The organism is Burkholderia sp. E168m22 (assembly GCF_001319805.1).
GTDB classification, from domain to species: domain Bacteria; phylum Pseudomonadota; class Gammaproteobacteria; order Burkholderiales; family Burkholderiaceae; genus Burkholderia; species Burkholderia orbicola.
This window is the reverse complement of record NZ_BBSK01000068.1, coordinates 1-13,061: the sequence shown is the minus strand read 5'-3', so window position 1 is coordinate 13,061 and position 13,061 is coordinate 1. Positions and strand designations below refer to the sequence as shown.

10 protein-coding genes, 1 tRNA gene and 1 pseudogene are annotated in these 13,061 nt (G+C 54.6%); 3 read left to right on the top strand and 9 right to left on the bottom strand.

Annotation, left to right across the window (positions count from 1 at the left end; all coding sequences use genetic code 11):
• From AP428_RS16195 to AP428_RS16170, 7 genes and pseudogenes are all read right to left on the bottom strand, one after another.
• Nucleotides 1–695 (bottom strand): TniQ family protein (locus AP428_RS16195; protein ID WP_054928335.1); only part of this gene is annotated, 695 nt, incomplete at its 3' end.
• Between the two features lie 100 nt (nt 696–795).
• A complete protein-coding gene (locus AP428_RS37445; protein ID WP_226161401.1) occupies nt 796–1,209 on the bottom strand; it encodes a hypothetical protein in 414 nt (137 codons plus the stop codon).
• A gap of 252 nt (nt 1,210–1,461) precedes the next feature.
• Nucleotides 1,462–1,737, bottom strand: a pseudogene (locus AP428_RS37440) (hypothetical protein); the annotation flags it as partial.
• An 84-nt stretch (nt 1,738–1,821) separates the two neighbouring features.
• On the bottom strand, nt 1,822–2,760 hold the full coding sequence (locus tag AP428_RS16185; RefSeq protein WP_011546973.1) for a TniB family NTP-binding protein: 939 nt from the start codon (nt 2,758–2,760) through the stop codon (nt 1,822–1,824).
• A gap of 44 nt (nt 2,761–2,804) precedes the next feature.
• On the bottom strand, nt 2,805–4,793 hold the full coding sequence (locus tag AP428_RS16180; RefSeq protein WP_011546972.1) for a DDE-type integrase/transposase/recombinase: 1,989 nt from the start codon (nt 4,791–4,793) through the stop codon (nt 2,805–2,807).
• Nucleotides 4,793–5,800: a hypothetical protein gene (locus AP428_RS16175; protein WP_011546971.1), complete on the bottom strand. Its 1,008-nt coding sequence runs from the start codon at nt 5,798–5,800 to the stop codon at nt 4,793–4,795. Before AP428_RS16175 ends, AP428_RS16180 begins: the two co-directional genes overlap by 1 nt.
• 183 nt (nt 5,801–5,983) lie before the next feature.
• Nucleotides 5,984–6,391, bottom strand: a complete 408-nt coding sequence (locus AP428_RS16170) for a helix-turn-helix transcriptional regulator (protein ID WP_011546970.1) — start codon at nt 6,389–6,391, stop codon at nt 5,984–5,986.
• Between the two features lie 1,131 nt (nt 6,392–7,522).
• On the opposite strand from AP428_RS16170, the gene AP428_RS37435 reads away from it, so the two are divergent.
• On the top strand, nt 7,523–8,260 hold the full coding sequence (locus tag AP428_RS37435) for an AAA family ATPase (protein WP_226292168.1): 738 nt from the start codon (nt 7,523–7,525) through the stop codon (nt 8,258–8,260).
• Nucleotides 8,261–8,303: 43 nt separating this feature from the next.
• Here AP428_RS37435 and AP428_RS36745 read toward each other — a convergent pair.
• Both AP428_RS36745 and AP428_RS16160 read right to left on the bottom strand, forming a co-directional pair.
• Nucleotides 8,304–8,428: transfer RNA gene (locus AP428_RS36745), tRNA-OTHER, on the bottom strand.
• Between the two features lie 187 nt (nt 8,429–8,615).
• On the bottom strand, nt 8,616–9,101 hold the full coding sequence (locus tag AP428_RS16160; protein ID WP_011546968.1) for a helix-turn-helix domain-containing protein: 486 nt from the start codon (nt 9,099–9,101) through the stop codon (nt 8,616–8,618).
• 529 nt (nt 9,102–9,630) lie between these two features.
• Here AP428_RS16160 and AP428_RS16155 point away from each other — a divergent pair.
• On the top strand, nt 9,631–10,533 hold the full coding sequence (locus AP428_RS16155) for a hypothetical protein (RefSeq protein WP_011546967.1): 903 nt from the start codon (nt 9,631–9,633) through the stop codon (nt 10,531–10,533).
• Between the two features lie 962 nt (nt 10,534–11,495).
• On the top strand, nt 11,496–13,061 hold a 1,566-nt coding region (locus AP428_RS16150; protein ID WP_265096723.1), incomplete at its 3' end, for a YadA family autotransporter adhesin.

Sequence of the window (13,061 nt, the reverse complement as noted above, 5' to 3'; positions counted from 1 at the left end):
TCCATATCGAGTCCAACGTAATGCACAATCGACGAACGTTCGGATGGGATACTTCTGAGGTAACGCCCAACGAACATCGGCGCTAACTCTGGTATTCCGAGATCCGATACTCCTCCCCTTCGAACCCTTTCATGAAACCATCGCTGGAATACGATCATCTGATTTGCGATCTCATCACAAATCGGATTAGACGGTGCCGTATGCAAGGGTGTCGTACAATGGTAGCAAAATGAAGTCTCCCATATCGCCACTTGACCTGGTCTGCACGGGAATTTCCAAGTTAAATCGACCCTCCTCCCGCAATACACACAAGCGTCGAATAATGGACAACGATGGATTTCACATATAAAGTTATACGCGAACCTCCACGAGATTTTGAAGTGAGAAACTTCATCCCCCTTCAAACAAGAAGGGCAATATCTATATATTGGGCGAGATTCAGAAAAATCGTTAGTCAAACAAGAAAATCTCGATTTCCCTAGAATGGTGTGATCGAGGTACGTTGCCTCATCGAGGTCCTCCATATTGCACATCGTAGTCGAGGCAATTCTCAGCAGAATAGGCCGACCGATCGGATAGAAATCAAGAGCTGATGTGGGAGCTTCGAATCCCCACCTACGCATCAAACTGCCTGGCTTGATCCCATGATGCATGCATACGCGATGAATCCATCCGCTTAGCGCTTCATCTGGCACAATAGAAGGGGACCCTATCAATCGCGGGGCCGGATAGACATCGGCCTTTGCGCTTCCGCCCCATAATGCGAAAGTTTTATTACGTAGTTTATAAAGTCGATTAGCCAAATGGCAACTCCTTTTGATTTAGGCAAATTTTCAGAGAATTATTTCTCGCTTTTTTAGCTACATACGAACGCACATAAGCCACAAAAGCACCTCGCATATCAATTACGTCGCCACGACTTGTTAGTGCGACAATTTGCGCCCACACCGCCCTAAGCACTCTATCGACCATTTCAGCATCTCGACGACTACGCGTTCGATGCAATCGATCTAATCGATAAAAGAAAGACCCCGGCCAATCACGCATAATTTTCACCGCCTCGTCACAAACGGAAATTGCTCGAATCTTACTCATCGTGCTTTGGCCGCGAGTTGGAATACCCGCAACGAGCGTAGGGAAGGTTGCACCGAAGAACCAGAAGTATTGTAAAGTAGACAACAAATTGGTTTGGGCGGAAATCTTGTTCACCACATCAATTTCCGATAATAAATCCGATCCAGCGTTTCTCCAAATATCATTCTGAATGTCGCGCGCAATCTCGACTGCATCGCAAGATACGAGTACCGGCTTTATAGATCGATAGTCGTGACCACATCGACACTGGCACACTTTGTTTCGTCGAATACTAACCAGCAATCCACATTGCGGACATCTATCGACGAGCATAGTCCTATGGCATGGGCAACAAGAGACCAACGCAACGTCCCATATCGCTTTCGAGTACGGAGTTTCATCAAGGCAAACCGGGCAAAGTGCCGAACACGAACGCACCACATGCGGTCTTCTAGGTATCCACCATTCGCCTATCATGCTTTCATCTATACCATCACGTAGTCGCCAATACCCGGAAAGCTCGCAGACAGAAGCTGGATCAGATCGACAGAAATCTGCAAGGGCGCCTGCCTTTTCGAAAGTGAATCTGGATTTGCTACCAAACACTGCTTGAAGAAGATGCTGCGCTGACCATCCCAAGTTCACCTCGGAAATGCGCAACATATATCCGCCAACAGATTCGTCACAATATGGGGTGACAGAGAAAAATGGTGTGGGATCTAGCCTCACGGTTACCTCACGATGCACTCAAAGTGATAGTGCGTATCTTGCACTTTCAAAGTGATCAGGCGTAATGAACTGCCTGCCATCTGCGCAAGCTAGGCGCACGCATTCACTCAAATAGGACTTCAAGATTCTAAAATTTCCACGTGTAATCTGATGAATAGAGCCGGCTCGCGTGGCTTCCTCGAGGCCGGACTTCCGCTCCATCGGCAGCGCTTCGTCGATCACATCAAGTAAAATTTTCCACGTGTCGTCATATTTGTACTCTACGAGTCGGATGGTTCCCGGCCATCGACTTTTAAATTGCTTATCTGCATCAAACAAATCTCCCAAACTGGGTCTACCGCTCCAAACAAACGGCAATTTACATTTATCATAAAGATTTTTGGCGACATCACCCAATTCACCACCCAGCCGCTCCTTATTCCTTCGAGATCCAGACGAAGGAATTAAATGATGAGCCTCATCGATCATGATTATCTTGACGGAGCACTCGATTAATGCTTTAAGTAATATCGGAGTCAGTTTTTTTAGCGGTATGTCATCGCGAACAAATCGATACCCGAGTGCCGTCAGCAAATCAGCGACCAGCTTACGCGGAGTCGGCGTGGCAAAAAACTGCATCGCCAGGACGGGGCAAAAGGTACGCAACGCCGTCTCTTCAATTGGATAACGCCTAACAAAATATTCACTAATAAAACTCTTCCCCGTCCCTCCATCACCGATTATGCATAATCCCCCGGGACAGGATAGTGCCTCAGAGCGTTGCATTAAAGATTCAATGGTCGCCTGAGCTTGCTCGAACTCCGCTGTTCTAATCAGCATCGTCTCTACGTACTTTGCACGTTCAAGTGGACTTCTGGCCAATGCCTCCATACGCACTTCATGTGGCGACTTCTTCACTTCCTTATTAAAAACGAAAGGCGGTTCGAATAAAGTTCGATCGCGCTCGATGACATCCATTGAGCAATCCTCCGCACGCTGACATTAGGCCCACACCGCGATCATCAGATAACATCCCAACGCGGCCGCCGAATATCGGAAATTGAACTAACAACTTCGGTCGTCGAATCGGATCGAGCCCTGGATGGTGCTAATGGATCGAGAATTGTTCTACCCTCGCCACTCAAAGTAGCCTGAGAGTTGATACCCGCAAGGCGAGCCAGCGTCGTCTTTGATCTTGTATTCTTCGCCGCCAATTCATCTCTAACTCTCGCGTTGATTTCCGCCTTTACCGAAACTAGCCCATCTATAGATGATTTTTTATATTTTTCTCGGCAAATTTTTTTCATCCATTTATGCTGAAATAGTGAAAGTCCGTTCGCATAATCCGGCCGCGTATTTGGAATCGGGATATTTTTGTTACTCCGAGGGTCCAGCACGTATGCAACCCCCAGATCGTTATCCGGAACTGAAAATTTAACGACCGCGCCTGGACCGAGATCCTTCATCAAATCGCGTAAATAGCTATCCGAATAAGTCATATTTTCATATCGCAGACCGACGTTCGAGAGGTGACTGGAAGCCACGTTGCCGAGGACTACTTCCAGTTGATCTAGATTAGCTGGTAAACTGGGAGGTGCAGTAATAATCCCCTCGTTCCACAGATCAATAGGACGAGCACCGGATCTACTGTTGGGGAATACGTTGTGGAAATCTGCAGCCCACTTGTGAAGCAGATATACAAGAACTGAAAATCGTATCACCGCGGTTCCAGACGAATCGTAATCCATACGGTTCGCAAGACAACGGAACGTTTTTCCTGGCAGACTCTCAAGAAATGTTGTTTCGACAGTTCCAAAGAATCTTTCGATTGATGCTTTGTGCCATGGAGTTCTGACTTCACAATACTGATATTCAGCACCAAGGCTTCGTATGGCCATCCGGTATCGAAGTGAGCGATAGTCCGATCCGCGATCGGAAACATATGTCGCAGCGAGTCCGGACGACAACCAAGGATTCTCTATATCCGGCCACTTGAGCGTCGCTAGATGGTGACCTTCCAATGAATGTCGAAGTAGCCCGAATGTACTTTGTAGACTGGGGGGAGAAAAGGTTAGATACAGACCGAGTACCACTCCAGAAAACCGATCTTTCATTGCCGATAGCCACGGTTTACCTAGTGGTAGATATGACTCGTCATCGATAACAAACAGGTTGAGCGGCGTATGGTCGGACTCGGCGTAATCCAACGGGTGACTCGCTGGCAGATGCCCTTCGATCATGGTGTAGCGCCGCTTTGCAACCTGAGCTCCGAATCGGGCCACATCTACTTCATACTTTGGGCGCTCGTCGATGCGGCGCACGTATGTTCGGTATGAGATGGGTACAAGAGGATCGAGTGAGTCCGATAGTCGCTCGCGATTCTCTGCCTCGAGGCTCCACCGGTACCACCGGTACGAGCTCGTCCTTGACGGCCTCGTCGGCAATAAGTAATGATCGTCGATTGATGTTTGGATAATATCTTCATGGTCAGGCCCCGTCGACTTCCGGCGAGATTTCGTAGCGAAGCCTGACACAACGGACGCAATGTCCCGACCGGAGCCCTCGAACTTACTCATCCATTTTCCTACCGTCGAAGCAGCGGGCGGCTTTTCCAAGTCTCCCAATTTTTTGGCGATTTCACGGAGCACCGCACGCATTTGCGTACGCTGCCCACACGTTATGCCACGGCGATTCAGTTCGCCCATGTAAAATGCCTTTCTATCAGCATCTTCTTGCCACCTTTCAGCCAACTGAGTGATATTTTTATCATTATTTTCACCTCCATCCGAACCTCTTTCCTCGTAGAGTAAATGTGTGGGCGTCGACGTCGCCTCTACTATGCAGAGTTTTCTCGATCTAAATTCACCCCAGAATTCAACCTCGGCAACCTGAATAACGGCCTGCGTTAGAACGTCTCGAAAGTAGAAAGTGCCTGTCGCACGTGAGATGTATTCATATACCGCCCCTTTCCACTTTATAACCAGTCCTTTCGCTATGATGAAATTTCTCATTACGCTCTCCTTTTTCGCTGCAGATTGCTCGAAGAGCGTGTTCGATTTCGAGCAGTTCGTCGGGAGCTAGAGTTTCGAAGTACATCGTCGGGTTCGTAGATACGACTTTTGCTCTTTTCGCTCGGAAAACCTCCAACAATTGATGGTCCTTCAGAAGTACGGCCTCGTTGTCCATCAATCTTCGCAAGCTCCAACATTCGTTGATCCTGCGGTCGATGACCCATAGCGAGTTGTGCCAGAAGAGGATAAAACCGACCCGAATTGATAAGCGTCTCAAACGCAAGCCCCTTGTTGTCGGATGTGGGTGTCGTCACGCTGGATCGGAGTGTGACTGTTTGGTCCCAATCGATAGTCAGATATCGCCTCGCGACCATCGTGTAGATCTCTCGGATACTCACCTCGCAACACTCAGTCAGTTCGCTGATAGATAGAGCACCGTCCGAGAGGCGTTGGACAACGGTACTGCTGCGCTGCTCGTCGAGTACACCGCTGATGTACCGACGCATCAGCATGACGTTCTCAACTCGCTCTTTCTTGGAAAGAATCTGCTCATCTGTAAGGAAAACTAAGTTTTTCCCTTTGATTCGCAGCTTTCGCGCAATTTCTGTGTATCTGCACAAGTTGTCGTCTCGGACGAGGATAGCCAGGGGCTTCACCTCGACGTAGTATTCGCCGCTGCCGCAACGAACAAATAGATCCGGGTAGTACCGGCGCGGCACCCCATCCAGTACATACTGCAACTCATCCGGTTGGGATGCCATCCACTCGACGTCCTGCGACATCGCCAAAGTTGCGTAACAAACTCGTTCCAGATATGACTCCCACTCGAGCGCATATGGCGCCCGATCTGGTAGGTCGAACCCTCCAACGATTCGATGTGGCACCACGGAAATGATCGACCGCGCCGGTTGTTTGTTCTTCTTGTCAGCGGGCAAAGAATTGAGATCGCCCCACTCGGCACTATCGTGGTCGCGCGATGCTGGCCTGCGCCTGGCTGCAAATGGCATATCTCTGCTCCATTTATGGGAGCACGGAGTTCCATTTCCTTCGCTCCCGTATTTTTGAGCAAAAAGAGCCCTTGACGTGCGTACCAGCGAGGCCACATACTGAAAACTCTCACGTGCTCAGTGCGGCATTGCTGGGTACACACGGCGGGGGGACTCGAAAGGGTCTTTCTCGCCGTTTCTCGTTTACATGGGCTCCTCCGTGGTAACCGGGGCGTCGCTATCTGCGACCGCCTTCAATATCGACGAAAGACATCTGAGTTGGGTTGCAGACAGCATGGGGACTGCTGCCAGAATTTCGCTTCCCTCTTGCGGCCAATCCGGTGGTGCTCGATGGTCCACATAGGATTGGAGGCCATGAGCAAACGCCAACCGATGCAATTGCCGCCGCTCCTCCTCTGTCGCATCGATAGCATCCAGCAGACGGTTTATCACCTCCGACGACGGAGGATTCCGGCGGCCAGTCTCAAGGGACGCGAGGTACGAGGGGTCCATGCCACTTCGATGAGCGACAGTCTTCTGCCGCTGCCCGCTGCGACGGCGGATTGCAGTGAGGTAGTCAGCGAACGATATCTGCGTTCGTGCAACGAGCATAAATGAACTCGCTTTTGACAATTTCGAATACGTTATCTCAGCGACTATTCGACGTCAAACACCAAAATAAATACTACAATTCAAAAAAATATCTGTTTTTTTATCCACCGGAATCCACTCACCTTTATAAATGTGGAACAGATATATTTACCTACACTTTTCATCGAGAACCGTAACTACCGGCGCATCGAACCCGATGTCGCATGCACCTCCACGCCGAGCCTGTTCCTTCAATAGCACTGTATTTGGGGTACGACTGTCATGCGGCATCGCCAAGTGGAGTGTTGTCAAATTTCCACGTCGGGTTAGTCATAACCCGACAGCCGCATGATTACCCGTAGCCCTTACTTTTCGGGTTTACACGGCATGGCCAGTGCTTCGCGAAAGGCAATTTTCTGCAAATCGGCCTAGCCATCTTTGGCCTAGGTGCAGTATCGTTGGATAACACGGAAGTAACTCGTCAACACCACGTGACCTTCTCCATGGCTGCCATCAGTATTCGTTACTGGCATGAACTGATCCGTTCGGTCGGGATCGGCAGCCTTGCATTCGCACGCCCCGTGCGAAATTCGATGCGAACTGACTGCTGAGTTCTCAGCATCGGACCAAACCGCGACGAAGGCGGTTTGGATGTCGTGGCTACCAGGCCGCTACATCGCATTTGGAGAATCCGTCATGTCGGTATCGAAACAACATGCCGAATGTCCTGCGGGATTTGCCCCACTTGGTGATCTGTCAACGATCCAGTGTCGCGATTCGCGGCGACTACTCGTTCCACAGAGCACGCACGATGAGCTTGCTGCGATCCGAGAGATTCAGCGAATGGCCTCTGAGCCAACGCAATCGCCGGTACACTCCGAATCGAAACTCACGGCAAAGCCGATAGCAAACAAGCCTTCACGTCGGCCTAGGGCTCGGCGTGTCCAAATATTCTCGCCAGATGCACTTGAGCAAGCAAACGCTGCTCTGGACGGCGCCGACGCGAGTCAACAGCAGTGCGCACGACCGCTGCTTGAGAAGGCCGGCAGCAACGATGGCTGTCGAAAGCTTCCCGATATTCAAAAGGCACTGAAGAGACTTGACGTTGCGCGCGGGAGCTTCGCCAACCTGAGCGAGCCCATTGGAAAACTAATGGTCGATCTCGTGCTCGCAAGTGCCGTGCGCAGCAGAGAGTTTCGCGTTCGCCCCATTCTGCTCATGGGCGAACCCGGCGTTGGTAAAACGCATTTCGCGTCCAAGCTCGCGGAGGCGCTCGCGGTGCCAATGCGAAAGTGGTCCGCCGGAAGCGCTCAGGCAAGCTTCCAACTCGTGGGCGGGGACAGTGGATGGCGCCAAGCGCGACCCGGGGCGATATTCGAAGTCCTTGCCAAAGGGGATTCGGCAGCTCCGGTACTGATACTCGACGAAGTAGACAAGATCGGAAGCAGTAGCAACTACCCTGTCGTTCCTGTACTGCTAGACCTCCTCGAGGCAGATACAGCTGGAGCGTTCTACGACGCGTTCTTTCGCATGGAATTTGATGCAAGCCGAATAATCATTGTGCTCACGGCGAATGATCTTGACCGGGTGCCGCTCCCCCTTCTAAGTCGTGTCGAGGTGTTCGATATTCCGACACCGGATCCGGAACAGCGAATGCAGATCATCCTTGCGAAGATCGACCACTTGCAACGCTCCACAGGGAAGCACATACAACTCGAAGAAGGCGGAGCAACTGGCCTTGCGGAACGCACAGACCTGGATCTGCGCAAACTTCACCGCATTGTGATCGATGCGTTCGCGGTCGCGCTAGCGACGGGAAAATGTATTGCCACGCTGGCGCTACCACCCTCAGCTAAACGACAACCAATCGGGTTCACGTGTCACGGATAGACGGTTGCGGATCCTCTGCAATCTGCACCGCAGTGAAAGCAGGGAGCAGCGCCGGGAATTGAACCCGGATCTCCGACGCGGTACGATGGAGGCACCACCCAACCGTCGTACACCCACTCTCCGCGAGTGGTTCTAGCGTCGGCGCTCTATCCTTTGAGCTACGCTGCGGAAATGTTACGTATTACCACGCTGCGCGTGGCCGTCGCCACGCGCTTTTCAGAAAAGGGGCAGCACCGGGATTTGAACCCAGATCACTAATGCGTACGATGAAGGTACCACCCAGCCGTCGTACAACCACTGTCCGCGAGTGGCTCTGCATCAGCGCTCTATCCTCTTGAGCTATGCTGCGTATTGCTTATGCCTTCCCGCCTTTGACGATTGCCAAGGGCTTCTTACGCGTCAAGCGGTCGGTTTGTTCCTTCTGCCTCCGCTCACGCTCCGCGATCTTTTCTTCGGCGAAAGGCTTAGCTGCCTTGATCAAACCGCTCAAGTCATACTCGTTCGTGTCGTTGTCACCGACGCTCGTCGTGCGGTAAATACGTTTGATGAATCCAGCAGCCTCCATCGCCGCAATTCGCTTTTGTATTGTGCGTGGAGCTACACCGATTGCCCTCGCCAAAGTACCCTTAGACGGGCGTGCATGTTCTCCGGGCCTCCACCAGTAGCCAGCGAGGTGAATCAAAATATTGATATCGAGCGGGGTAAGGCCCAACGCCTGCTGACGCTCGAAAATGATGTTCGGGAAAGAAGTCCATCCCGCTTTCGCCAACGGCGCCGACCACTTGGCCGCAACACTCTTGTCTACTGCATTGGTTGCCTGCGGTTTTGTCGCGACACTCATTTGCTCCCCCCGACGTTCATTGCGTTGAGTTAAGTATCGCGACGGCGCATCGGTCTTGCAAGATCAGGAGAGCGAATACGGGACGCCCTAAGCATCTCCCCCCGCACGTAGTTTGCTGTGTACTGGGTCTCTTCATCTAATTGGGTGCATCTCATGAATCAGGTGTGTGTTTTGGGAGGCTCCCGGTTCCTCCCTGGGGCTGGCCCAAAGGCCGCCCGGTACAGTTCTCGAAAGCTTCCCCGCGAGAATGTGGAGCCTCCCCCTATCCAATCACATGGGCTCACCTTGTTGACTCTGTGACCTTTTTCGTCACGTCACCGGGAATCTAGGGGGTCTTGTGCGCGTGTGCAGTGGGCTTACCGAGAGGCCGGGCGCGACATTCACTACCGCACGGGAGCCCTCTCGCTCGCCTTAGATGTCAATCCGCTCGGCTTTAGCGACAAACGACACGTGCACATGGCCGCTCGAAAATACGCGATGACGGAAGCTGTGCAAGAATCTTTCGATCCGTAATCGCATAACAATAGCCATGACCGACACGCTGCAGGAAGAGCATGCAGCCGCAGATCACGCGATGCGCAACTGGACCTTCGAGAGGCAAGGTCCCGTCCGGATCAGTTCCGACGCGCACAAGCAGATGTTCTGTCGGATGCTGCTCGACACACACAACCCGTACAAGCCGGCCGTGATCGACTGGCCGGCGCTCCAGCCGGCCGAACTCAGACGGCTCACGTCGCTGCCGATCTGGGACATCGCCGTGCAAACCGAAGGCCGCGCGTCGATCCGCGTGGCTACCTACGCCGCGACGGTCGACGATCCGCTGCTGCGCCGCGCGCTCGAAATGGACGGCGGCGAGGAAGCCCGCCACAAGGTCGTGCTGTCGAAGCTGGTCGAGGCGTACGGCATCCGGCTCGCGCCCGAGCCGGCCTACCCGGCGCCGACCGATCCCGAATGGTCGTGGATGATGACGGGCTTCAGCGAATGCATCGACAGCTTTTTCGCGTTCGGCCTGTTCCGCTCCGCGCAGCGCTCCGGCTATTTCCCGCCTGAGCTGGTCGAGACCTTCGAGCCCGTGATCCAGGAAGAAGGCCGCCACATCCTGTTCTTCGTGAACTGGTACGCGTGGTACTGGCGCACGATGCCGTGGTGGCGCCGGCCGTGGTTCTTCGCACGGGTGGCGGCCGTGTGGGTGCAACTGATCCGCGACCGCATGAGCATCGCGCGCGGCATCGATGCCGACGGCGCAGCCCGTGACGCGAATTTCCCGGCGACCGGCACCGCCGACATCGGCGATGCGCTGAACCCGCGCGAGCTGATCGAGCTGTGTCTCGTGGAGAACGACCGGCGGATGGCCGGTTACGACAAGCGCCTGCTGCGCCCGATGTTCGTGCCGCGGATGGCGCGGTTCGCGCTGCGGTTTCTGAAGAAGTGAAGTCGGGCGCTTGCCGCGGGTCAGGCGGCAAGCGCCCGGTTCGGTCCACGCCCGTGGGCCGACTGTGGCGCGTCCGATACATTCGATCAATCCCTATTTTTCTTCGACACGTCGCGCCGTCCTCGGCATGACTGACAAATTGCCGCACCCCGGATCTGACATTTCGACCGCCTCCGGTTCGACACCGACCCGCGGTCTTTGACGACCTGTCGGCATCCCCTGAAATCCCCGCCGCGAGCGCGTCCGCTCAGCTTCCCGCATGCGTGCCGATTCCCCCTTGATACCGATGCCAGCGCAATCGTCAATAGGACGAATCCGATAAATTGACGCGGACCGTTTCATTTTTCGCCCTGTAGCACTTTTTTACAACTTCGTGCAGCTGGGCGGCCCGGAACGCCCGTCACACGGGCGCCCGCGCCGGACAAGATGCGCAAATCAGCATAATCCAACGCTCCCCGCATCAGATAAATTCAATTAATTGATAATCCATAAATAGAAAAACAAACTCAACAAAAGAAAATTTATTAACAGGTTAATAATATGGAAAATGCATTATCAACCAACACACCAATAGACATTACAATCATGAAAGAATTTGGTCGCTCGCAAACGTTTGCTATTTCATTTGTCTTACTTTTGGAGCATCCCGATGTGTAACCTGGCGCACAAAACCAATGTAAGTTCTTGATTTTTATATGAAAACAAAGAGCGCTCAAGAAAAAATCAAACCCGACACGACACATTCTTACAGCTTTCAAATTCATTCTTCCCCAGTACATCAAAACACGGCTCATTAACCATTCTTTAACTTTCCAATCCCTTCATTTATCACTGTTTGTCAATCTCTAAAATCCACCTCCAATAAACTCCGCCCATCAATTTTGAGATTCGCGCGAGCGCACGGAGTAATCCTCTAACAAAAGAGACCGGTGTGTGGCGTGCACATTTGGAGGTAGCAGGACATGAACCGCACATACCGCTCGATCTGGAACGAAGCTCTTGGCGCCTGGGTCGCGGCATCGGAACACGATTCGGCACGGGGCAAGCCGAACAAGTCGGCCGTCGTGGTGGCAGCAGTCGCGGCCTTGGCGATCAGTCTGCCCGGCTTGGCCGAGGCCAACACGCTCAACACACAGCAGACCTGCTTCACGGGCAGCAACGGCGCGGTCGGCCGCGTCAACCCGGGTGGCACGCAAAACCAGGCTGGCGATGGCTCCGGAACGTATTCGGTCGTAGCCGGGTGTAACTCCAACGGCAATGGCTGGACCGGTGTCACGGTATACGGCTCGTTCGCGCAGGCGACCGGCAACGGCGCCGTCGCCACCGGTATGCAATCGTCGGCCGGCCTCTGGGGTGTCGCGGCCGGTCTCGAAACCACCGCCAGCGGCGCCGCCGCAACCGCCCTCGGCTTCGGTTCGACGGCCAGCGCGCTGAACTCGGTCGCGATCGGCGGCGCGGGCGGCGACGGTACGACGCCGCTGTCGCAGGCCAACTCGACGCTCGCCTCGGGTGCGGGTTCGATCGCCATCGGCAGCAACGCAACGAAGGGCGCTCAATCGGCCGCCTCGGACGGTATCGCGATCGGCGGGCAATCGTCCGTCGCGTCGACCGCCACGTCGGGAATCGCAGTCGGTCGCGGTGCGACCGTCAATGGTGCGTACGGCATCGCGCAAGGCGACGGCGTCGTCTCCGGCGCAACGGGCCGGAACGTGGCGATCGGCTCGTCCGGTACCACCGCGAACGGCGCCACGGCCGCCGGCGGCGCGGTCGCGATCGGCCGAGGCCAGGTCGCGACCGGCGACGGCGCCGTTGCGATCGGCGATCCGAACAGCGCCACCGGCACGGGCGCGCTGGCAATCGGCGCAAACGACACGTCGAACGGTTCCGGCGCCATCGCGCTTGGCAACAGCAACTCGGCGAGCGGCACGGGTTCCGTCGCGCTCGGCAACAGCAGCACGGCAACCAACAGCGCCGTCGCAATCGGCAGCTCGGCGTCGGCAACGGGCACCAACGGCGCGATCGCCATCGGCAACGCCGCGACCGCGAACGGTACCGGCGCGATCGCGCTCGGTAACGTCGGCAGCTTCGCCGCCAAGTCGCTGGCTACCGGCACGGACGCACTCGCGCTCGGTAACGGCTCGACGGCCAGCGGCAGCGCCGGCGCGGTCGCGGTCGGCGCGGCGGCCGTGGCGTCTGGAAGCTATGGCACGGCACTCGGTTCGAATTCGACCGCAAGCGTCGCAAACTCGGTCGCCCTCGGCTACAACGCGCTGACGACCAGTGCGGCAACGGCGACGTCCGGCGGCACCACCACCGTCAGCAACGCCACGATCGGCGGTCAGACATTCGGCAACTTCGCCGGCTCCAATTCGGCGGGCAGTGTCGTCAGCGTCGGGCAGTCGGGCTCGGAACGCCGTATCCAGAACGTCGCGGCGGGCCTCGTCACGGCCACCAGCACCGACGCGATCAACGGCAGCCAGCTCTATTCGGTTGCGAGCACGACGACGTCGAGCATCACGAGCCTGTCG